The 18,631-nt window shown below is 42.0% G+C and carries 31 protein-coding genes; 25 read left to right on the top strand and 6 right to left on the bottom strand.

Annotated elements, in window-relative coordinates; all coding sequences use genetic code 11:
• The first annotated feature begins 150 nt into the window (after nt 1–150).
• The 6 genes from rpsL (at nt 151) to HDC91_RS11020 (ending at nt 4,294) form a co-directional block, all read left to right on the top strand.
• Nucleotides 151–564, top strand: coding sequence for a 30S ribosomal protein S12 (gene rpsL, locus HDC91_RS11045; protein WP_067063087.1), 414 nt, complete (start codon nt 151–153; stop codon nt 562–564).
• Nucleotides 565–583: 19 nt separating this feature from the next.
• Entirely contained in the window at nt 584–1,051 is a 468-nt protein-coding gene (gene rpsG / locus HDC91_RS11040; protein ID WP_162429530.1) for a 30S ribosomal protein S7, read from the top strand.
• 128 nt (nt 1,052–1,179) lie between these two features.
• Nucleotides 1,180–3,291, top strand: a complete 2,112-nt coding sequence (gene fusA / locus HDC91_RS11035) for an elongation factor G (protein WP_162429529.1) — start codon at nt 1,180–1,182, stop codon at nt 3,289–3,291.
• Nucleotides 3,292–3,405: 114 nt separating this feature from the next.
• The gene (gene rpsJ, locus HDC91_RS11030; RefSeq protein WP_022830652.1) at nt 3,406–3,711 is read left to right on the top strand and encodes a 30S ribosomal protein S10; all 306 of its coding nucleotides are present in this window, start codon (nt 3,406–3,408) and stop codon (nt 3,709–3,711) included.
• Nucleotides 3,712–3,796: 85 nt separating this feature from the next.
• Nucleotides 3,797–4,006, top strand: a complete 210-nt coding sequence (locus tag HDC91_RS11025; RefSeq protein WP_183551952.1) for a DUF2683 family protein — start codon at nt 3,797–3,799, stop codon at nt 4,004–4,006.
• A complete protein-coding gene (locus tag HDC91_RS11020; protein ID WP_183551950.1) occupies nt 4,007–4,294 on the top strand; it encodes a type II toxin-antitoxin system RelE/ParE family toxin in 288 nt (95 codons plus the stop codon).
• A 111-nt stretch (nt 4,295–4,405) separates the two neighbouring features.
• On the opposite strand, the gene HDC91_RS11015 is transcribed toward HDC91_RS11020, so the two are convergent.
• The 4 genes from HDC91_RS11015 to HDC91_RS11000 form a co-directional block, all read right to left on the bottom strand.
• Complete coding sequence (locus HDC91_RS11015; RefSeq protein WP_183551948.1) at nt 4,406–4,816, bottom strand: VOC family protein; 411 nt, start codon at nt 4,814–4,816, stop codon at nt 4,406–4,408.
• A 94-nt stretch (nt 4,817–4,910) separates the two neighbouring features.
• A complete protein-coding gene (locus tag HDC91_RS11010) occupies nt 4,911–5,360 on the bottom strand; it encodes a hypothetical protein (protein WP_183551946.1) in 450 nt (149 codons plus the stop codon).
• Nucleotides 5,361–5,383: 23 nt separating this feature from the next.
• A complete protein-coding gene (locus tag HDC91_RS11005) occupies nt 5,384–6,124 on the bottom strand; it encodes a hypothetical protein (protein WP_255476706.1) in 741 nt (246 codons plus the stop codon).
• Between the two features lie 94 nt (nt 6,125–6,218).
• Complete coding sequence (locus tag HDC91_RS11000; RefSeq protein WP_183551943.1) at nt 6,219–6,941, bottom strand: DUF3667 domain-containing protein; 723 nt, start codon at nt 6,939–6,941, stop codon at nt 6,219–6,221.
• 97 nt (nt 6,942–7,038) lie between these two features.
• Between HDC91_RS11000 and HDC91_RS10995 the strand changes: the two genes are divergently transcribed.
• Nucleotides 7,039–8,298, top strand: a complete 1,260-nt coding sequence (locus HDC91_RS10995; protein WP_183551941.1) for a prephenate dehydrogenase — start codon at nt 7,039–7,041, stop codon at nt 8,296–8,298.
• Between the two features lie 60 nt (nt 8,299–8,358).
• On the opposite strand, the gene HDC91_RS10990 is transcribed toward HDC91_RS10995, so the two are convergent.
• Nucleotides 8,359–8,886: a hypothetical protein gene (locus HDC91_RS10990; protein WP_183551938.1), complete on the bottom strand. Its 528-nt coding sequence runs from the start codon at nt 8,884–8,886 to the stop codon at nt 8,359–8,361.
• Nucleotides 8,887–9,203: 317 nt separating this feature from the next.
• Nucleotides 9,204–9,824 (bottom strand): hypothetical protein, encoded by a 621-nt coding sequence (locus HDC91_RS10985; protein WP_183551935.1) that lies wholly within the window; start codon nt 9,822–9,824, stop codon nt 9,204–9,206.
• 243 nt (nt 9,825–10,067) lie between these two features.
• Here HDC91_RS10985 and rplC point away from each other — a divergent pair, with 243 nt between their 5' ends.
• From rplC to rpsE, 18 genes are all read left to right on the top strand, one after another.
• Entirely contained in the window at nt 10,068–10,685 is a 618-nt protein-coding gene (gene rplC / locus HDC91_RS10980; RefSeq protein ID WP_183552556.1) for a 50S ribosomal protein L3, read from the top strand.
• A gap of 1 nt (nt 10,686) precedes the next feature.
• Nucleotides 10,687–11,316: a 50S ribosomal protein L4 gene (rplD, locus tag HDC91_RS10975; RefSeq protein ID WP_162429520.1), complete on the top strand. Its 630-nt coding sequence runs from the start codon at nt 10,687–10,689 to the stop codon at nt 11,314–11,316.
• 1 nt (nt 11,317) lies between these two features.
• Nucleotides 11,318–11,608 carry a 50S ribosomal protein L23 gene (gene rplW / locus HDC91_RS10970; protein ID WP_121245911.1) on the top strand — a complete coding sequence of 97 codons (291 nt, stop codon included), beginning with the start codon at nt 11,318–11,320 and terminating at the stop codon, nt 11,606–11,608.
• A gap of 7 nt (nt 11,609–11,615) precedes the next feature.
• Nucleotides 11,616–12,443, top strand: a complete 828-nt coding sequence (gene rplB / locus HDC91_RS10965; protein WP_162429519.1) for a 50S ribosomal protein L2 — start codon at nt 11,616–11,618, stop codon at nt 12,441–12,443.
• A gap of 2 nt (nt 12,444–12,445) precedes the next feature.
• Nucleotides 12,446–12,712 carry a 30S ribosomal protein S19 gene (gene rpsS / locus HDC91_RS10960; RefSeq protein WP_067059750.1) on the top strand — a complete coding sequence of 89 codons (267 nt, stop codon included), beginning with the start codon at nt 12,446–12,448 and terminating at the stop codon, nt 12,710–12,712.
• A gap of 3 nt (nt 12,713–12,715) precedes the next feature.
• The gene (gene rplV, locus HDC91_RS10955) at nt 12,716–13,144 is read left to right on the top strand and encodes a 50S ribosomal protein L22 (RefSeq protein WP_162429518.1); all 429 of its coding nucleotides are present in this window, start codon (nt 12,716–12,718) and stop codon (nt 13,142–13,144) included.
• A gap of 6 nt (nt 13,145–13,150) precedes the next feature.
• The gene (gene rpsC / locus HDC91_RS10950) at nt 13,151–14,002 is read left to right on the top strand and encodes a 30S ribosomal protein S3 (RefSeq protein WP_162429517.1); all 852 of its coding nucleotides are present in this window, start codon (nt 13,151–13,153) and stop codon (nt 14,000–14,002) included.
• A gap of 48 nt (nt 14,003–14,050) precedes the next feature.
• On the top strand, nt 14,051–14,473 hold the full coding sequence (rplP, locus tag HDC91_RS10945) for a 50S ribosomal protein L16 (protein WP_134335648.1): 423 nt from the start codon (nt 14,051–14,053) through the stop codon (nt 14,471–14,473).
• A gap of 111 nt (nt 14,474–14,584) precedes the next feature.
• Nucleotides 14,585–14,794, top strand: coding sequence for a 50S ribosomal protein L29 (gene rpmC, locus HDC91_RS10940; RefSeq protein ID WP_067059746.1), 210 nt, complete (start codon nt 14,585–14,587; stop codon nt 14,792–14,794).
• 19 nt (nt 14,795–14,813) lie between these two features.
• Entirely contained in the window at nt 14,814–15,068 is a 255-nt protein-coding gene (gene rpsQ, locus HDC91_RS10935) for a 30S ribosomal protein S17 (protein WP_129876199.1), read from the top strand.
• Nucleotide 15,069: 1 nt separating this feature from the next.
• A complete protein-coding gene (rplN, locus tag HDC91_RS10930; RefSeq protein WP_073405786.1) occupies nt 15,070–15,438 on the top strand; it encodes a 50S ribosomal protein L14 in 369 nt (122 codons plus the stop codon).
• A 1-nt stretch (nt 15,439) separates the two neighbouring features.
• Nucleotides 15,440–15,781 carry a 50S ribosomal protein L24 gene (rplX, locus tag HDC91_RS10925; RefSeq protein ID WP_162429516.1) on the top strand — a complete coding sequence of 114 codons (342 nt, stop codon included), beginning with the start codon at nt 15,440–15,442 and terminating at the stop codon, nt 15,779–15,781.
• Complete coding sequence (rplE, locus tag HDC91_RS10920; protein ID WP_162429515.1) at nt 15,781–16,350, top strand: 50S ribosomal protein L5; 570 nt, start codon at nt 15,781–15,783, stop codon at nt 16,348–16,350. Before rplX ends, rplE begins: the two co-directional genes overlap by 1 nt.
• Nucleotides 16,343–16,612, top strand: a complete 270-nt coding sequence (gene rpsN / locus HDC91_RS10915) for a 30S ribosomal protein S14 (RefSeq protein ID WP_067059741.1) — start codon at nt 16,343–16,345, stop codon at nt 16,610–16,612. Before rplE ends, rpsN begins: the two co-directional genes overlap by 8 nt.
• A gap of 156 nt (nt 16,613–16,768) precedes the next feature.
• On the top strand, nt 16,769–17,170 hold the full coding sequence (gene rpsH / locus HDC91_RS10910) for a 30S ribosomal protein S8 (RefSeq protein ID WP_238395350.1): 402 nt from the start codon (nt 16,769–16,771) through the stop codon (nt 17,168–17,170).
• A 17-nt stretch (nt 17,171–17,187) separates the two neighbouring features.
• Complete coding sequence (gene rplF, locus HDC91_RS10905) at nt 17,188–17,745, top strand: 50S ribosomal protein L6 (RefSeq protein ID WP_162429513.1); 558 nt, start codon at nt 17,188–17,190, stop codon at nt 17,743–17,745.
• A complete protein-coding gene (gene rplR, locus HDC91_RS10900; protein WP_370576826.1) occupies nt 17,745–18,098 on the top strand; it encodes a 50S ribosomal protein L18 in 354 nt (117 codons plus the stop codon). Before rplF ends, rplR begins: the two co-directional genes overlap by 1 nt.
• A gap of 11 nt (nt 18,099–18,109) precedes the next feature.
• Nucleotides 18,110–18,628, top strand: coding sequence for a 30S ribosomal protein S5 (rpsE, locus tag HDC91_RS10895; protein ID WP_162429511.1), 519 nt, complete (start codon nt 18,110–18,112; stop codon nt 18,626–18,628).
• Nucleotides 18,629–18,631 lie beyond the last annotated feature (3 nt).

The raw sequence follows: 18,631 nt of genomic DNA, 5'->3' as shown, positions 1-18,631 counted from the left end.
CCGTAACCCCTACGTTTTTGCATCGTCCCTTCAATCACTCAACCAATTACCCCAAAAACTTTTTTATTTAAGCGCTTGAAAATCAAAAAATAGTACCTACCTTTGCAGTCCTTAAAATAAGGATAAAACTGTAAAAACAAAAAGCAAAGAATGCCTACTATTCAACAATTAGTTAGAAAAGGTAGAGTAGCTATGGTTGACAAGAGTAAGTCGCCAGCGTTGGACAGCTGTCCACAGCGAAGAGGCGTGTGCACCCGTGTGTACACCACTACCCCTAAAAAACCAAACTCAGCAATGCGTAAAGTTGCACGTGTGCGCCTTACAAATGGTAAAGAAGTTAACGCCTACATCCCTGGTGAAGGCCACAACTTACAGGAACACTCTATTGTTTTGATCCGTGGTGGTCGTGTTAAAGACTTACCGGGTGTACGTTACCACATCATCCGTGGTGCACTGGATACATCAGGTGTTGCCGGCCGTAACCAACGCCGTTCGAAATACGGAACCAAGCGCCCTAAACCAGGACAAGCAGCAGCGGCTCCAGCAAAAGGTAAAAAGAAATAATTAAAGGAGGATAGTAAAAATGAGAAAGTCAAAACCAAAAAAGAGAATCCTTCTTCCTGATCCAAAATTCAACGATGTTTTGGTAACCAGGTTTGTAAATAACATGATGTTTGATGGTAAAAAATCTACCGCTTACACCATATTCTACAATGCAGTTGAGATAGTTGAGAAAAAAACAAGCGAAAACGGGTTAGATACCTGGAAAAAAGCTTTAAACAACGTAATGCCTGCTGTTGAAGTAAAAAGCCGCCGTGTTGGTGGTGCTAACTTCCAGGTACCTACCGAGGTTCGCCCGGAGCGTAAAATAGCATTAGGTATGAAATGGCTTATCAGCTATGCCCGTCGTCGTGGTGAAAAAACCATGATGGAGAAATTAGCCGGCGAGATCATATCGGCTGCTAAAGGTGAAGGTGCTGCTGTTAAGAAGAAAGAAGATACGCACAAAATGGCCGAGGCCAACAAAGCGTTCTCACACTTCAGATTCTAATTAGCGAATTATTGAATTAGTGAATTATTGATTTGGTAACATCAACCCGATCAGTAATTCATTACTTCGCAGATTTAGTGAGCATTTAATATTCATTAATTCAATAATTCAATAACTCAATAATTAATATGTCAAGAGATCTAAGATATACAAGAAACATAGGTATTGCCGCCCACATTGATGCCGGTAAAACCACTACTACAGAGCGTATATTGTACTACGCCGGTGTTAGCCATAAAATTGGCGAGGTACACGAAGGTGCAGCTACAATGGACTGGATGGCGCAGGAGCAGGAGCGTGGTATTACCATTACTTCGGCAGCTACTACAGTTAACTGGAAGTACAGGGGCCAGAACTACCACATGAACATTATTGATACACCGGGCCACGTGGATTTTACCGTAGAGGTAAACCGCAGCTTACGTGTATTGGATGGTTTGGTTTTCCTTTTTAGCGCGGTTGATGGTGTTGAGCCACAATCAGAAACCAACTGGAGGCTTGCAAACAACTATAACGTTGCCCGTATAGGCTTTGTTAACAAGATGGACCGTAGCGGTGCCGACTTTTTAAACGTTGTTAAACAGGTTAAAACCATGTTAGGCAGCAACGCTGTTCCGCTTCAGTTACCAATTGGTGCCGAAGAGAACTTTAAAGGCGTGGTTGACTTAATTAACTGGAGAGGTATTGTTTGGAACGAGCACGATAAAGGTATGACCTTTACCGAAGTGCCTATTCCTGAGGATATGATCGAGGAAGCAACCGAGTGGAGAGAGAAATTGCTTGAATCGGTAGCGGAGTACGATGAGTCGTTAATGGAGAAATTCTTTGACGCACCTGATACCATTACCGAGCGCGAAGTGCTTGACGCTTTACGCAAAGCGGTTTTAGATGCCAAGATCGTTCCGATGGTGTGTGGTTCATCTTTCAAAAACAAAGGTGTACAAACCATGCTTGACTATGTGATGGAATTGCTTCCTTCACCTATGGATGTTGAAGGTATTATTGGTACAAACCCTGATACAGGCGAAGAGATATTACGTAAACCGGATGTTAAAGAGCCATTTGCAGCTTTAGCGTTTAAAATTGCAACCGACCCGTTTGTGGGCCGCCTTTGCTTTATCCGTGTTTACTCCGGTAACCTTGAAGCAGGTTCGTATGTACACAACATGCGCTCAGATAACAAAGAACGTATTTCCCGTATCTTCCAGATGCACGCTAACAAGCAAAACCCTATACCTAACGTAGGTGCAGGTGATATTGCTGCGGTAGTAGGCTTTAAGGATATTAAAACCGGTGATACCCTTTGCGACGAGAAACACCCTATCATCCTGGAGTCGATGAACTTCCCTGACCCGGTTATCGGTTTAGCTATCGAGCCAAAAACTCAGGCCGACGTTGATAAATTGGGTATGGCTTTAGGTAAACTTGCCGAAGAGGATCCAACCTTCCGTGTAAACTCTGACGAAGAGACCGGCCAAACCGTAATCAGCGGTATGGGCGAGCTTCACCTGGATATCATCATGGACCGTTTGAAACGTGAGTTTAAGGTTGAGGTTAACCAGGGTGCGCCACAGGTAGCTTACAAAGAGTCTATCACCGGTACTGTACAACACCGCGAAACTTACAAGAAACAAACCGGTGGCCGTGGTAAATTTGCCGATATACAAGTTGTATTATCGCCAAATGACGAAGGTAAAGAAGGTTTACAGTTTGTTAACGAGATCAGCGGTGGTTCAATCCCTCGCGAGTTTATCCCATCTGTACAAAAAGGCTTCGAAGCTTCAATGGCAAATGGTGTGTTGGCAGGCTATCCGTTAACCAGCTTAAAAGTACGTTTGATAGATGGTTCATTCCACGCTGTCGATTCGGATGCTTTATCTTTCGAGTTAGCTGCTAAGATGGCTTACCGCGAAGCATTGCCAAAATGTAAGCCGGTATTGCTTGAGCCGATCATGAAGATCGAGATCTTAACCCCTGAAGAAAACATGGGTGACGTTATCGGTGACATGAACCGTCGTCGTGGCCAGCTTTTGGGTATGGACTCACGTGCAGGCTCGCAGGTAATTAAAGCTACTGTGCCACTTTCAGAAATGTTTGGTTACGTAACCCAGTTACGTACTATCACATCCGGCCGTGCTACTTCAACCATGGAGTTTGATCACTATGCTGAAGCACCGCGTAACGTACAGGAAGAAGTTGTTGCTAAAGCAAAAGGCAAAAGAGCTGCTGCAAACGCGTAAATAAAGATCAGTTGATCGGTGATTAGAGATTAATTACCGGTCAACTTTTCAAACCAAATAAATAATCGGCCGCTATAATAAATAGCTCTTATAACGGTCATAAACAAAAACAAAATGAGCCAAAGAATCAGGATCAAATTAAAATCGTACGATTACAACTTGGTTGACAAATCAGCCGAGAAGATCGTTAAAACAGTAAAGCCCACGGGCGCTGTAGTTAGCGGACCACTTCCGTTACCAACCGAAAAGAAAATTTTCACTGTTTTACGTTCACCACACGTTAACAAAAAAGCACGTGAGCAATTCCAGTTATGCTCTTACAAGCGTTTATTGGATATCTACAGCTCAAACTCGAAAACTGTAGATGCGCTGATGAAGCTTGAACTGCCAAGCGGTGTTGAAGTTGAGATCAAAGTGTAATAGTACCGAAAGATCTATAATAAAAAGCCATTCTTGAAAGAGAGTGGCTTTTTTGTTGCTGATACTTTTTTAAGTAAATTTGTTTATGAGCACATTTGTAATACACCCAACTGATGAGCAAGCCAAAGTGGTTACAGCTTTTTTAGAAGCTTTAAACATATCATTTGTTATGAACGATAATACTAACGAGTTACCCGAGCATGTGCTTAAGGGCATACAAAAAAGCCGGGAAGATATAAAAGCTGGGCGAACCATGACTTATGAGGAATTCAAAAGCAGGAAGAAGGCTGTGTAGATGGAGTACACTGTAATTTTTTCGGCACGTGCAATTGAAACATATGATTTATTATTTGAGCAAATCCTTGCAAGATGGGGAGCCAAAAAAGCCGCGGATTTTGAAGCAAGGGTTTACAGCTTAATTGATATTATCCAACAAACACCGCTTATTTACCAGGCATTAACTCAGGATGAAAGTTTAAGAAGATGCGTTGTTCATGCTAGTTGTTCTTTTCTTTATGAGCTAAAAGGGCGGAACATCGAGATTCATTTCTTTTGGGATAACAGGCAAGAGCCATTACTATAAGAGCCACCAGTGAATAACTGATGGCTTTTATAATATATGCCCGCGATTTATTGCGAGGTACGATGCAATCTCTGCAGGGACAGTCAGCTGTGCAAGTCCGGAGACAGATTCTTACTGGTGCTCCGGCATGCCATTAGGGTCCATCCATGCAAATTCCCAAAGGTGCCCGTCAAGGTCTTCATAGCTGTGCTGGTACATAAAGCCATAATCGGTTGCCGGTTTGGGTATCCTGGCGCCGGCGGCTTCAGCTTTATCCACCATCTCGTTTACCGCATCCTTGCTATCGGCCGATAAGCAGATAATGCACTCAACCGCTTTATTGGCATTTATTATTTCTTTAGTTGTAAATGTCTGGAAGAACGGTTCTACCAGCAGCATTACATATATGGTATCGCTGATGATCATGCAGGTTGCATTCTCGTTGGTAAATTGCGGGTTAAAAGTATAACCAAGTTTTGTAAAGAACGCTACTGATTTATCAAGGTCTTTAACCGGTAGGTTCACGAAAATTTGAGTTGCCATGTCTTTTAGTTTTTGTATATCCAAAGGTAATATTGGTAATGGGGACTGTAACTGTGTAAAAACGACAATTTAAGGGGGCAATTACGACGTTTCTTTATATTACCCCGAACTTAGGATGTTCGCCAAGGAAATCAAGCCATACACCTTCCACTTCATCAGCCAAGTGCGGCCTTATAGATATACCCGATGCCTGTGGCGACCAGGTCTGCCCGGCAAGGTTACCGGTTTTTAAAATATCAAAGGTCAGTATCCGCTCCTTTTCCGGGTTAAGCAAAACATCAAAAGCAATATTAATACGGTGATAGATCCGCCCTTTACGCGATGCCAGGTATGGTTCAGATGCGATGTAGCCCGATGCAAATATCCCTTTTGGCTCAACGCCAAGCCTTACAACATACGCCCTGTCGCCGGGCCTGACGGTTTTATGGCTGGCCACGCTCCAGTTATCTATTAGTTCGCCGGTTGTTTTTAGCTTTTCTATGTCGGCCTCCAGACCGGCCCACTCAAACTTATGCGGATTCCAGCCAAATAAAAAAGCTTTCATTATAGTTTAAGATAGTTGACCAATTAACCCTTGCCCATCAACTCATCGTTCTTGTTGCGTTCGGTTTGCAGCTCGCGGGCAAGCTTTTTTTCCTTTTCGTTGGCTTTGGTTTTATAGGTTTTATATTCCTCTTCAAGTTCGTTATAAAGCTTGATACGGTAATTGGCCTCGCGGCTGTGGCTGCCCGAGCGGGCAATAACAATAGCAGCAATGGCGCCAAAGCCAATTACCAGCCCCCACATGATCAAGTTATAGGTAGATTTTGATAACGGCATACCCAGTAAGCTTACCTCGTCAACCTTAGCTTTTGATTCGGCCAGGTTTTGATCTTTAGTGGCAGATGCTGTTTTTAAGGTGTCAATGGTTTTGGCTTGCGCTGCAACGGTAGCCTGCGCCGCTTTTAATTGCTTACGGGTCTGGCTTAAAGTATCGCTATAGTTTTTAAACAGCGCCGCCACCAGGGGTTGCTGGTAGTTATATACTTTGGTTAACAAATACTGATACTGGCCGCGCAGGCTTTTATCAACCGGGGCTGCTGGCTGAGTTATCTTTGGCACACTTATCGGTGTGGCATTGCCCAGTTTTTGCGCCGGGGTAACAATTGGTTTTTTATAGTAGCTTTTGTTAGTGAGGTTTGGATTTTTCGGAGTTGCAGGCGTAGTGGCTACTTTTACTTTTTTAGCAGTGTCCTGCGTATAACCGGGCAGTGCGGCTGTTAAAATAATAGCGGCTAAAACAAGGGGGAATAATTTGCAAAACTTCATCTTTTAAAAATTAGGTTTCAGTGTGTTTGTATACGAGCGGGCAGTTAAAACGGCTTTAATTATTTTAACGTTGTTAACCTAACTAAAGTTTGTATTAATTGTGTGGCATAAAAAAGCGGATGAACAATTCCATTGCTATGCGCGATATGCCAAAACATAGTAACGATGATAGCAATGTGCGCAATATAACAGATACACTGCTTTTATCATTAAATAAATTAAGATAAGTAAATATATTGTACAATACCACAAAAGCAATTTCGATATACCCTGTCTCAAAACCTCCAAATATCAGTTTTGGCGCGTTGGCCATACATACAAAAATAAACAGCATTGAAGTGTTGTATAATAGTATCACCAAATATTCGGCAAAATTATAGCGTTTATAAAATACCATATACGCAACCAAACAGTAAGCAGGTACCAGGCACATTTGCAGCAATACAAAATAATGCTGGTAAAAATGCCCCTCGTCTGAATCTCCTGATGCATGTATAACTGTTACGCCTTTATTTATCCAATACAAAGCCAACGCGGTAATAGTGCCGCACAAAAAAAACATCGAGAAGGGTTTTTGATACAACCTGCGCGTGCCGGTAATATATTCTTGCTGCATGTAGCCGGGCTTTAAGGCAAGTTGTTTTAAGGTATAACCAAAACCCTTATCAAAATGGGTAAACAAATGCCAGGCCTCGTGCAGCATGTGTTTAAGGGTTATCCGGTGGACATGGTACGGCTCGCCGCAAGTATTACAGTAGTTGCCGGTACCTTCGGCACCGCATGCTTTACAGTTATTTGTTTTTGCAGTAATATCCATTTAAGCAGTTTTACTTTTTAAAAGTATAAAAAAGTTGTTAAGCATATATTAAAGGTGTAATTATCAAAAGCATATATTAGCCTTTTTAATTTATACTATGCGGATAGGTATCATAGGCTTGGGCGATATGGGTAAGTTGTATGCCAAAGCTTTTTCAAAGGCCGGGTATACGGTTTGCGGCTGCGATATGCCCTATAACCGGGAACGGCTGGAAGATGAGTTAGCCCCTTTAGGGATAACCCTGATGGACGATGGCAAGGACGTATCGCGCGTGAGCGATCTTATTATATATTCGGTTGAGGCAGATAAACTGGAGCAGGTAGTGGCCCAGTACGGGCCGGCAACCAAATACGGTGCCATAGTAGCCGGCCAAACATCAGTTAAGCACCCGGAGATAGCCATATTTGAAAAATACCTGCCTGCCGATGCCCAGATCATCACCTTTCATGCCATGCATGGGCCGGGCTTTGAGCCAAAGGGCCAAAAGCTTATACTGATAAACCACCGCAGCCAGGCAGATGCCTACAAGCGCATGCTCGACCTGTTCGCCGCGGTTGAAACCGATATAGTAGAAATAAAGGATTACCATGAACATGATAAAATTGTTGCCGATACGCAGGCAGTTACTCACGTAGGGTTCGAGAGCATGGGTACCGCATGGAAGTCGGCAGGGTTTTTCCCGTGGGAGAACGCCTCTTATATAGGGGGTATCGATAATGTAAAAATATTGACCACCCTGCGCATATTCAGCTATAAGGCGCACGTGTATGCCGGCCTGGCTATACTAAACCCCTACGCGCGCCAGCAGGTAAAGCGCTACGCTGAATCGGAATCGGAGTTGTTTAAGCTGATGATCAAAGAGGAGGAACAGGAGTTTAGGAACCGCCTTTACCGCGCACGCGATTTTGTTTTCCACGAGAGCCGTAAACCCATTATGTTTAACGATGCCGTTATGCGCGAGTTTTCGCTGGCGCGCGATGCGGGGCACCAGAAACCTAACTCGCACCTGAGCATATTAAGCATGGTTGATGCCTGGTACCACCTGGGCGTAAACCCTTATGATAACCTGATATGCCAAACACCGCCTTTTAGGCTGCGCCTTGGTATTGCCGAATACCTGTTTAAGAACGAAGAACTGCTGGAAGAATCCATCCAAACCGCCCTGTACGACAAAACCATACGCGGCGACGACCTGGAGTTTCATTCCGCGGTACGCGAGTGGAGCGCCATTATTGGTTATGGCGACATGGAAGGCTACAAAAAACACTTTAACGAGGTGCAAGCTTTTTTTGCGGGACGGCTCGAAGAAGGCAACAAGCAAAGCGCCGAATTGATAAGAAGGTTGATGATGGGGTAGAGGTTAACTCAAACCACAATAAAAAAAGCCCTTATTAAAAAATAAGGGCTTTTGGGGAAGTTAATATTTTGCAATCAATTCAAATTGCTTCTTAAACATCTCAGCATTTTTAGGTTTGATATCACAATCGAAATTTCCGTTGGTTGTTTCAACTCTTAAGAAAGTCAATGCACTTGAGGTAAGTTTTTGAATTTCCTCAGCCGAGACATCGTACATGGCAAATGCACTACCTGCTATAGCAACGTTGCTTCCTGATATACTGTAATCATTCGCTGAACAGGTAAGGGTTACTGTAGAATTATCTGCCAATTTAAAATACGCTTTGCCGCCCGTGTTCATTGCAGGAAAATTCTTTTGATTGGTGGTTTGAATGTTTAAAACCAGAGATTTTGAACCTTTAAATGATCTTACCCAGCAAACTACTCCTTCCGCCTGGCCGGTTAGATAGTTACCATGTAAGTAAAGTTTCTCTTTTGACGTAGACCAGGTTGTATCACCTGTGAGCTTATCAATAGCTGGTTTGGTTAGTTTTTGTGCCGATGATACAAAAGGGAACAACACAATAATAACAAGTAATAATTTCTTCATAATGATAATGGTTAAAGATTTAATGGCTAAAATACTAAAATAAGTAGTATTTTTTTATTTACGGTGAAATTTTGCAATCCTGAAAAAGTCAAGCTTATTAATGTTTAAAAGCGTGCCGAGCTTTACAAGTTTATAATCCACATACATGGCGACGACCTGGAATTTCACCCTGCCGTACGGGAATGGAGCGCCATTATCGGTTACGGCGACATGGAAGGCTACAAAAAACACTTTAACGAGGTGCAAGCTTTTTTTGCGGGACGGCTCGAAGAAGGCAACAAGCAAAGCGCCGAATTGATAAGAAGGTTGATGATGGGTTAAACAGCAGGTGTAGTCGGCAAATTAAATACTGGATTTTCAGAATATGCACTGTCTTGTCCACTTCTAAGTATTAGAAAGCAGATTTGAGAATAATTATTGCCATCAATATCATTAAAAATAAAATCGAATTTAATTGTCTCGTTATAATTGAAAATATGCCCAGGCATTACGACAGGTTCAATTTTAATATCTCCAGTTATTAGAAAAAAATTATCGGAATTAATAAACTCAAGATTATTAGGTGAATGCTCATTTAGTAGTTCTATGCCGTTTGAAAGTGTAATATTAAAACGGATATCTTTTATGGGATTGCTTAAGACTCTAAATCCTATTTCTAAATTATCTATGAAAACTTTATCATGAGAAATTTTTTCATCGTATGATGGTTTTTGAATAGAGATTTTAGGCATTATTGAATACCTGTACCTTGATATTTCTATTTGTGTCAATCTGTTTTGTAAATCGATAGATCTTTGTTGAAGTCGTTGTACCTGAAGCTGCGATCTAAATGTGCTATAAATAAACCAGCCCGTTATGCTATAAACTAACACTGCACCCCAATCGGCTACAGTGCCCCAAATTTCTACTGGAAAAGCATCGAACATTAAAATTTTCATTGTCAAATATAAAGATGGATAATATACTTTTAATAAGTAAATCGATGACTTTTCGCTTCAATTGTTTTAACTATACACCTCACAAAACCAACTATTTCCGTTTACCCAATATTTATTTTAAAATAACTGACTAACTATTTGAAAATTAATGTAAAGTTTCTATCTTTGCCGTCCCTTAAGGGGGAAATAATATGCCTTGAACGAAGCCCTACTGCTTCGATGGGCACAAATAAAATAAAGAAAATGTCAGGAATTATTGGTAAAAAAGTAGGAATGACCAGCATTTTCGATGAAACAGGGAAGAATATTCCTTGTACAGTAATCGAAGCTGGCCCTTGCGTAGTAACCCAGATCAGGTCTGTAGAAGCAGACGGATATGCAGCTGTACAGTTAGCATATGGCGAGAAGAAGGAAAAAAACACCTCTGGTCCGTTAAAAGGCCATTTCCAAAAAGCCGGTACCACTCCAAAACGTAAATTAGTTGAATTTAAAACTTTCGAAGACGAAAAATCTCTTGGTGACACTGTTACTGTTGAGATTTTTAACGCCGGCGATTACGTTGATGTAGTAGGTACTTCAAAAGGTAAAGGATTTCAGGGTGTTGTAAAGCGTCACGGTTTTGGTGGTGTGGGTATGCAAACTCACGGTCAGCACAACCGTTTACGTGCACCAGGTTCATTAGGAGCATCGTCATGGCCTTCACGTGTATTTAAAGGTATGCGTATGGCCGGCCAAATGGGTAACGTTCGTGTTAAAGTACAAAACCTTGAAGTGGTTAAAGTATTTGCCGAGCAAAATTTGCTTGTTGTTAAAGGTTCTATCCCAGGAGCTAAGGGTTCATTCGTAATAGTGGATAAATAAGATGGAGATCAACGTATTAAATCTATCAGGTAAAGAAACAGGTGCCAAGGTGCAGCTGCCTGAGTCCGTATTCGGAGTAGAGCCTAACGATCATGCTATTTACTTAGATGTAAAGCAGTTCTTAGCTAACCAACGCCAGGGTACGCACAAAGCAAAACAACGTAATGAAATTGCAGGTAGTACCCGCAAATTACATAAACAAAAAGGTACAGGCGGCGCCCGTGCAGGTAGCATCAAATCTCCATTATTTAATGGCGGTGGACGTGTTTTTGGCCCACAGCCGCGCGATTACAGCTTTAAGTTGAACAAGAAGCTTAAATCACTGGCCCGTAAATCGGCTTTATCATACAAAGCACAGGATAACAACATTTTAGTTTTGGAAGACATCAGCTTTGATGCCATCAAAACCAAAACATATGTTAAAATGGTTGCAGACCTAAATGTTACTGATGTTAAAACATTATTAGTATTAGCTACTGCAAATGACAATGTGTATTTATCAAGCAGGAACCTTAAGAAAACTAAAGTTATCACTGCCGACCAGTTAAACACTTATGATGTGTTAAACGCAGGCAAACTTTTGTTAACTACAGGCGCTGTTAAAACTTTGGAGGAAGCATTAGCTAAGTAATATGGAAATTTTAAAGAAACCCTTACTTACTGAAAAAGTAGCTCAACTAACTGAGAAACTTAACCGTTACGCGTTCAAAGTTGATCACAGGGCTAACAAGATTCAGATAAAAGGCGCTATTGAGGCTATGTATGGTGTTAACGTTACAGCAGTTAACACAATGAAATATGTAGGTAAACTTAAAACCCGCAATACAAAAGCAGGTGCAGTATCTGGCCGCGCCGCCACGTATAAAAAGGCCATCATCACGCTGAAGGATGGTGAAACAATAGATTTTTACAGCAATATATAATAAGGAAATGGCAGTAAAGAGATTTAAACCGGTTACACCGGGAACCCGCTTCAGGATTGATGTATCTAACTCAGATATTACAACAAACGTTCCTGAAAAGTCGTTGGTTGTAGCAGCCAACACAAGGTCGGGTGGCCGTAACCACAGCGGTAAAATGACTATGCGCTACCTGGGTGGTGGCCATAAACAGGCATACAGGTTAATTGATTTTAAACGTAATAAATTTGACATCCCTGCAAAAGTTGCAACTATCGAGTACGATCCTAACAGATCGGCACGTATAGCCCTGCTGCACTTTGTTGATGGTGAAAAACGATATATGATCGCTCCGGAAGGCTTAACAGTTGGAACGATGGTTGTATCTGGCGAGAGTGCTGCACCAGAGGTTGGTAATACCATGCCTTTGAAAAACATTCCGTTAGGTTCTATCATCCACAACATTGAGTTAAACCCCGGCCAGGGTGGTGTATTAGCGCGCAGCGCCGGTACTTACGCTCAGCTATCGGCACGCGATGGTAAATATGCCATTATCAAGTTGCCTTCAGGCGAAACACGTATGATACTGTCAACTTGTTTGGCAACTATCGGTACCGTTTCAAACGGCGAAAGGGCAAACGCGGTGTTGGGTAAAGCCGGCCGTAAGCGCTGGTTAGGCCGCAGGCCAAGGGTACGTGGTGTTGCCATGAACCCAGTAGATCACCCTATGGGTGGTGGTGAGGGTAGAGCCTCAGGTGGTCATCCACGTTCACGTAAAGGTTTATTGGCTAAAGGCTACAAAACCCGTGACAAGAAAAAAGGGTCAGATCGTTATATCATTGAAAGAAGGAAGAAATAATAATGGCACGTTCAATTAAAAAAGGACCTTACATAGATCATAACCTGGAAAGAAAAGTTCTGACCTTGAATGATGCAAGTAAAAAATCAGTTGTAAAAACATGGTCACGTCGTTCCATGATCTCTCCTGATTTCGTTGGTCATACATTCGCAGTACACAACGGTAACAAATTTATACCGGTGTATGTAACAGAAAACATGGTTGGTCACAAGTTGGGAGAATTTGCACCAACCCGCACATTCCGCGGTCACGCAGAAAAGAAAAAATAAGGCATGGAAGCAACAACTAAAATTAAAAAGTCTGTATTGATCAGGCAACAAAAAGAAGCTGCGAAAGCCATTGTAGGCGGCGCTTCGGTTGCAAAGCTACAGAACTGTCCAACTTCACCGCGCAAAATGCGCCTGGTGGTTGATCTGATACGTGGTGAAAACGTTGAGAAAGCGTTATACATTTTAAAATTTACCAATAAGGAAGCTGCAATACGTGTAGAGAAACTTTTGTTATCAGCCATTAAAAACTGGGAAGCAAAAAACGAAGGCAAACGTGTTGAAGACAGCGGCTTATTTGTAAAAGAAGTATCAGTAGGCGGTGGCCGTCAGTTAAAACGTTTACGCCCTGCACCACAAGGCAGAGGGTTCCGTATCCGCAAACGCTCTAACCATGTAACACTGATTGTGGATAGTAAAAACGATAACAACTAATTTGAAATGGGACAAAAAGCACATCCAATAGGTAACAGGTTAGGGATCATCCGCGGTTGGGATTCTAATTGGTTCGGTGGAAATCACTATGCCGACAAATTAGTTGAAGACGAAAAGATCCGCAAATACTTATCAGCACGTATCAACAAAGGTGGTGTATCTAAAGTAGTTATTGAACGTACTTTAAAACGCATTACCGTAACCATACACACCGCCCGCCCGGGTATTGTGATTGGTAAAGGTGGCGCCGAGGTTGATAAGATCAAGGAAGAGTTAAAAAAATTAACAAAAAAGGATGTTCAGATCAACATCTTCGAAATAAAACGCCCTGAGCTTGATGCCCAGTTAGTTGCCGAAGGTATTGCTAAACAACTTGAAGCACGTATCTCTTTCCGTCGTGCCATGAAAACTACAATTGCTTCAACCATGAGAATGGGTGCCGAAGGAATTAAAGTGATGACATCGGGCCGTTTAGGTGGCGCTGAGATGGCACGTACCGAGCAATATAAAGAAGGAAGGATTCCATTGCACACTTTCCGTGCCGATATTGACTATGCTTTGGCAGAAGCCTTAACTACTTATGGTAAAATAGGTGTTAAAGTATGGATATGTAAAGGTGAGGTTTACGGCAAACGCGACTTATCGCCAAACATTGGCGGTACAAGCAGCGCAAGCGGTAAAGGTGGGCGCCCTGAAGGCGGTGCCGGTTTTGGCGGCCGTGATAATGCACGTGGCGGCGAAAGAGGCGGCGAGCGCAGAGGCGACCGTAAACCAGGTGGTGACCGCAGAGGCGGCCAGGGTGGTAACAACCGTGGCGGACAAGGTGGCGGCAATCGCCCGGGTGGTCCAAGGAGATAATAATAATTAGAACAGACATATCCGTGACGGATATAAAAGCTTAAGAAAATGCTACAGCCAAAAAGAACGAAGTTCAGAAAGATGCAAAAAGGCAGGATGAAAGGTTTAGCCACCCGTGGTGCTGAACTTTCATTCGGATCTTTCGGTATAAAATCACTCGAAGCCGCCTGGATAACCAGCCGCCAGATCGAGGCTGCACGTATTGCTGTAACACGTTTCATGAAACGTGAAGGCCAGGTGTGGATCAGGATATTCCCTGATAAACCTGTAACCAAAAAACCTGCAGAGGTACGTATGGGTAAAGGTAAAGGTGCGCCAGAATACTGGGTTGCAGTTGTACGCCCGGGCAGGATGATATTTGAAGCAGAAGGTGTGCCATTAGAGGTTGCCAAAGAGGCATTACGCCTGGCAGCTCAAAAGTTACCTGTGCAAACCAGATTTGTAACACGTAGGGATTACGTAGAAGCATAATTAAAAACGTTGAAAAGTTGTAATGTTGAAAGGTTGTAAGGTTACTTACAATCGCTATACAGGCAACATTCAAACATTTCAACATTACAACATTACAACAGAATAAAGAAAATGAAGAACTCAGAAATTTTAGAGCTTTCAACCGAAGAATTGGCAGCAAGACTGGGCGAGGAAAAATCAACTCTTACTAAACTGAAATTTGCTCACGCGGTTTCGGCTATTGAGAACCCCACCCGCATTACAAAAGTGCGTAAGGATATTGCTCGTTTAAATACTGAATTAACAAAGCGCAAGGCGGCGTCAGCTTCTGAACAGAATTAATTTTAAGCGTCGGAAAACAATGGAAAGAAATTTAAGAAAAACACGTACCGGCCTGGTAGTAAGCAATAAGATGGAAAAATCTATTGTGGTTGCTGTAGAGCGGAAGGTGAAGCACCCCATCTATGGTAAATTCGTAAAGAAGACTACCAAATTTATGGCTCATGACGAAGCAAACACCTGCGGTGTTGGCGATACCGTATTGATTATGGAAACCCGTCCGCTGAGCAAAAACAAAAACTGGAGATTAGTTCAAATTTTAGAGAGGGCTAAATAACATGGTACAACAGGAATCAAGATTAAATGTAGCCGATAACAGCGGTGCTAAAGAAGTTTTAGTAATACGCGTATTAGGTGGTACCGGTAAAAGATATGCCTCTATTGGCGATAAGATTGTAGTTACCGTAAAAAGCGCCCTGCCATCAGGTAACGTAAAAAAAGGTACTGTATCTAAAGCCGTAGTGGTTAGAACCAAGAAAGAGATACGCAGAAAAGATGGTTCATATATCCGTTTTGACGATAACGCAGCCGTTTTGTTAAACAACCAGGATGAGCCAAGGGGCACACGTATATTTGGCCCTGTTGCCAGAGAGTTACGTGAAAAACAATTTATGAAAATTGTATCATTAGCACCGGAGGTATTGTAATATGGAAAAGAAAATAACAAAGCCAGCTAAATTGAAGATCCGTAAGGGCGATTTAGTGAAGGTAATAGCCGGCGACTCAAAAGGTTCACAAGGCAAAGTAGTTGAAGTTATCATTGAAAAAAACAGGGCTGTTGTTGAAGGTGCTAATATGGTATCTAAACACACCAAGCCTAATGCAGCCAACCCTAACGGCGGAATTGTAAAACAGGAAGCTGCTATACACATTTCTAACCTGGCGCTGGTTGAACCTAAAACAGGTAAAACAACCCGTGTTGGCCGTAAATTAAACGATGCCGGCAAATTGGTTAGAGTATCAAAAAAATCAGGGGAGGAAATTAAGTAATGGCTTACGTACCAAGATTAAAATCAAAATATAAGGAAGAGATACGCACCGCGCTTAAAGATAAGTTTGCTTATAAAAGCGTAATGCAGGTTCCTAAGTTGCAAAAAATAGCCATTAACCAGGGTGTTGGCGGTGCTACTACCGATAAAAAACTTATCGAGAACACAATCACCGAGCTAACTACCATTACTGGCCAGCAGGCGGTTGCTTCAAAATCTAAAAAGGATATCTCTAACTTCAAATTGCGTAAAGGTATGCCAATTGGTGTACGTGTAACATTACGCGATAATACAATGTATGAGTTTTTAGACCGCTTAATTGCTGTTGCCCTGCCACGTATTCGTGATTTTAAAGGCATCAACGATAAAGGTTTTGACGGACGCGGAAACTATACCTTAGGTATATCAGAACAGATAATATTCCCCGAGATCAATATTGACAAGATCAATAAAATTCAAGGTATGGATATTACCTTTGTAACCTCGGCAACAAACGATGTTGAAGCATTGGAGTTACTGAAACAATTTGGTTTACCATTTAAAAATCAAACCCCAACTAACAATGGCTAAAGAAGGCGTAAAGGCTCGTGAAGTAAAACGTGCCAAATTAGTAGCAAAATTTGCTGAGAAAAGGGCAGCGTTAAAAGCAGCCGGCGATTACATAGGCTTAGATAAATTACCTAAGGCTTCATCACCTGTAAAATTGCACAACCGTTGCAAATTAACCGGCCGCCCGCGTGGTTACATGCGCCAGTTTGGTATATCTCGTGTAACATTCCGTGATATGGCATTGGCTGGTAAAATACCGGGTGTTAAAAAAGCAAGCTGGTAATTATCAACTAATTCGCAAAGCGATCAACGAATTCAAAACATACCTTAAATATGTTTTGAATTTTTCGTATTTTCGCGGCTCGAATTTTATAAAAGAATTAACCGATAGAAGGTCGCCCCGGATGTTACGGGAAGGAAACCACTATCATAAACAACAATAATGAATACAGATCCAATCGCAGATTATCTTACAAGAGTAAGGAATGCTATTAAAGCCAACCACAGGGTTGTTGAAATTCCTGCATCAAATCTGAAAAAGGAAATCACTAAAGTGCTTTTCGAAAAAGGTTACATTGCTAATTACAAGTTTGAGGATAACGGACCTCAGGGCACCATCAAGGTTGCTTTGAAGTATCACCCGATAACTAAAATTTCTGCTATACGCAGCATTGCACGTATTAGTAAACCAGGTTTGAGGAAATACGCCGGTATGGATACCATGCCACGTGTGTTAAATGGTTTAGGTATCGCTATCCTATCAACATCTAAAGGTGTAATGACCGATAAAGAGGCGCGTGCGCAAAATGTAGGTGGCGAAGTTTTATGCTACGTTTATTAATAGGAGGAAATTAAGCAATGTCAAGAATAGGAAAAGCACCTATTGCATTAACCAGCGGAGTTACCGTTACTGTATCAGCAGATAATGTTGTTACTGTAAAAGGCCCTAAAGGCGAATTGCAACAGGCAGTTGATAGAGATATCATCGTTGAACAAGAAGGCGACCAGTTATTGGTAAAACGCCCGTCTGACCAAAAGCGTCATAAAGCATTACACGGTTTATACCGTTCGCTTATCAACAACATGGTAGTTGGTGTAACCACCGGTTACAAAGTAGAGCAGGAATTAGTTGGTGTGGGTTACCGTGCAACTAACCAGGGCAATACGTTAGATTTAGTGTTGGGTTTCTCTCACCACTATGTGTTTCAATTACCACAAGAAATTAAAGTTACAACCACTGCTGAGAAGGGTAAAAACCCCACCATCATCCTGGAATCAAACGATAAACAATTGATTGGACAGGTAGCGGCGAAAATACGCTCGTTACGCGCTCCAGAGCCTTACAAAGGTAAAGGTATCAAGTTTGTTGGCGAAGTATTGAGAAGAAAAGCAGGTAAATCAGCATCTAAAAAATAATCGTCATGAAACTATCAAGAAGAGACAGGATTAAAAAAGGCATCAGAAAACGCCTTTCAGGTTCATCAGCACGCCCGCGTTTATCTGTATTCAGAAGCAACAAAGGCATCTATGCACAAATTATTGACGATGTATCAGGAAAAACCATTGTATCTGCGTCATCATTATCAAAAGATTTTGTAGCAAGCGGTACAACAAAGTCAGACCAATCTGTAGCTGTAGGTAAATTAGTAGCCGAAAAGGCTATTGCCGCAGGTATTAAAGATGTGGTTTTTGACAGGAATGGTTACCTGTATCACGGCCGTATCAAATCGTTGGCCGAAGGTGCACGTGAGGGTGGTTTAAACTTTTAATCAAACAGGAAATGTCAACAATCAACATAAAAAGAGTAAAAACCAGCGAGATCGAATTAAAAGATCGCCTGGTTAGCATACAGCGTGTAGCCAAAGTAACAAAAGGCGGCCGTACTTTCAGCTTTAGTGCCATTGTGGTAGTAGGCGATGAGAATGGCGTTGTAGGTTACGGCTTGGGTAAAGCAAAAGAGGTTACCGAAGCTATTGCGAAAGGTATTGATGATGCTAAAAAGAACCTGGTAAAGGTTCCGATCATTAACAGCACTATCCCTCATGACCAGATAGGTAAATTTAGCGGTGGTTTTGTTTACATTAAACCAGCAGCTAACGGTACCGGTGTTATTGCAGGTGGTGCAATGCGTGCGGTATTAGAAAGTGCCGGTGTGCACAATGTATTGGCAAAATCAAAGGGTTCGTCAAACCCGCACAACGTGGTTAAAGCAACCGTATCTGCATTATCGCAATTACGCGATGCGCATACAGTAGCTCAACAGCGCGGTATTAGTTTAGGTAAAGTATTTAACGGATAATCA

It is taken from the genome of Mucilaginibacter sp. AK015 (assembly GCF_014200785.1).
In the GTDB taxonomy this organism is placed as follows: domain Bacteria; phylum Bacteroidota; class Bacteroidia; order Sphingobacteriales; family Sphingobacteriaceae; genus Mucilaginibacter.
This window is presented reverse-complemented; position numbering and strand designations above follow the sequence as displayed.

What these genes read in the sequence shown, in the direction of transcription:
- rpsL (WP_067063087.1), top strand. Translation starts at nt 151, where the DNA reads ATGCCTACTATTCAACAATTAGTTAGAAAAGGTAGAGTAGCTATGGTT.
- rpsG (WP_162429530.1), top strand. Translation starts at nt 584, where the DNA reads ATGAGAAAGTCAAAACCAAAAAAGAGAATCCTTCTTCCTGATCCAAAA.
- fusA (WP_162429529.1), top strand. Translation starts at nt 1,180, where the DNA reads ATGTCAAGAGATCTAAGATATACAAGAAACATAGGTATTGCCGCCCAC.
- rpsJ (WP_022830652.1), top strand. Translation starts at nt 3,406, where the DNA reads ATGAGCCAAAGAATCAGGATCAAATTAAAATCGTACGATTACAACTTG.
- HDC91_RS11025 (WP_183551952.1), top strand. Translation starts at nt 3,797, where the DNA reads ATGAGCACATTTGTAATACACCCAACTGATGAGCAAGCCAAAGTGGTT.
- HDC91_RS11020 (WP_183551950.1), top strand. Translation starts at nt 4,007, where the DNA reads ATGGAGTACACTGTAATTTTTTCGGCACGTGCAATTGAAACATATGAT.
- HDC91_RS11015 (WP_183551948.1), bottom strand. Translation starts at nt 4,816, where the DNA reads ATGGCAACTCAAATTTTCGTGAACCTACCGGTTAAAGACCTTGATAAA.
- HDC91_RS11010 (WP_183551946.1), bottom strand. Translation starts at nt 5,360, where the DNA reads ATGAAAGCTTTTTTATTTGGCTGGAATCCGCATAAGTTTGAGTGGGCC.
- HDC91_RS11005 (WP_255476706.1), bottom strand. Translation starts at nt 6,124, where the DNA reads ATGAAGTTTTGCAAATTATTCCCCCTTGTTTTAGCCGCTATTATTTTA.
- HDC91_RS11000 (WP_183551943.1), bottom strand. Translation starts at nt 6,941, where the DNA reads ATGGATATTACTGCAAAAACAAATAACTGTAAAGCATGCGGTGCCGAA.
- HDC91_RS10995 (WP_183551941.1), top strand. Translation starts at nt 7,039, where the DNA reads ATGCGGATAGGTATCATAGGCTTGGGCGATATGGGTAAGTTGTATGCC.
- HDC91_RS10990 (WP_183551938.1), bottom strand. Translation starts at nt 8,886, where the DNA reads ATGAAGAAATTATTACTTGTTATTATTGTGTTGTTCCCTTTTGTATCA.
- HDC91_RS10985 (WP_183551935.1), bottom strand. Translation starts at nt 9,824, where the DNA reads ATGAAAATTTTAATGTTCGATGCTTTTCCAGTAGAAATTTGGGGCACT.
- rplC (WP_183552556.1), top strand. Translation starts at nt 10,068, where the DNA reads ATGTCAGGAATTATTGGTAAAAAAGTAGGAATGACCAGCATTTTCGAT.
- rplD (WP_162429520.1), top strand. Translation starts at nt 10,687, where the DNA reads ATGGAGATCAACGTATTAAATCTATCAGGTAAAGAAACAGGTGCCAAG.
- rplW (WP_121245911.1), top strand. Translation starts at nt 11,318, where the DNA reads ATGGAAATTTTAAAGAAACCCTTACTTACTGAAAAAGTAGCTCAACTA.
- rplB (WP_162429519.1), top strand. Translation starts at nt 11,616, where the DNA reads ATGGCAGTAAAGAGATTTAAACCGGTTACACCGGGAACCCGCTTCAGG.
- rpsS (WP_067059750.1), top strand. Translation starts at nt 12,446, where the DNA reads ATGGCACGTTCAATTAAAAAAGGACCTTACATAGATCATAACCTGGAA.
- rplV (WP_162429518.1), top strand. Translation starts at nt 12,716, where the DNA reads ATGGAAGCAACAACTAAAATTAAAAAGTCTGTATTGATCAGGCAACAA.
- rpsC (WP_162429517.1), top strand. Translation starts at nt 13,151, where the DNA reads ATGGGACAAAAAGCACATCCAATAGGTAACAGGTTAGGGATCATCCGC.
- rplP (WP_134335648.1), top strand. Translation starts at nt 14,051, where the DNA reads ATGCTACAGCCAAAAAGAACGAAGTTCAGAAAGATGCAAAAAGGCAGG.
- rpmC (WP_067059746.1), top strand. Translation starts at nt 14,585, where the DNA reads ATGAAGAACTCAGAAATTTTAGAGCTTTCAACCGAAGAATTGGCAGCA.
- rpsQ (WP_129876199.1), top strand. Translation starts at nt 14,814, where the DNA reads ATGGAAAGAAATTTAAGAAAAACACGTACCGGCCTGGTAGTAAGCAAT.
- rplN (WP_073405786.1), top strand. Translation starts at nt 15,070, where the DNA reads ATGGTACAACAGGAATCAAGATTAAATGTAGCCGATAACAGCGGTGCT.
- rplX (WP_162429516.1), top strand. Translation starts at nt 15,440, where the DNA reads ATGGAAAAGAAAATAACAAAGCCAGCTAAATTGAAGATCCGTAAGGGC.
- rplE (WP_162429515.1), top strand. Translation starts at nt 15,781, where the DNA reads ATGGCTTACGTACCAAGATTAAAATCAAAATATAAGGAAGAGATACGC.
- rpsN (WP_067059741.1), top strand. Translation starts at nt 16,343, where the DNA reads ATGGCTAAAGAAGGCGTAAAGGCTCGTGAAGTAAAACGTGCCAAATTA.
- rplF (WP_162429513.1), top strand. Translation starts at nt 17,188, where the DNA reads ATGTCAAGAATAGGAAAAGCACCTATTGCATTAACCAGCGGAGTTACC.
- rpsE (WP_162429511.1), top strand. Translation starts at nt 18,110, where the DNA reads ATGTCAACAATCAACATAAAAAGAGTAAAAACCAGCGAGATCGAATTA.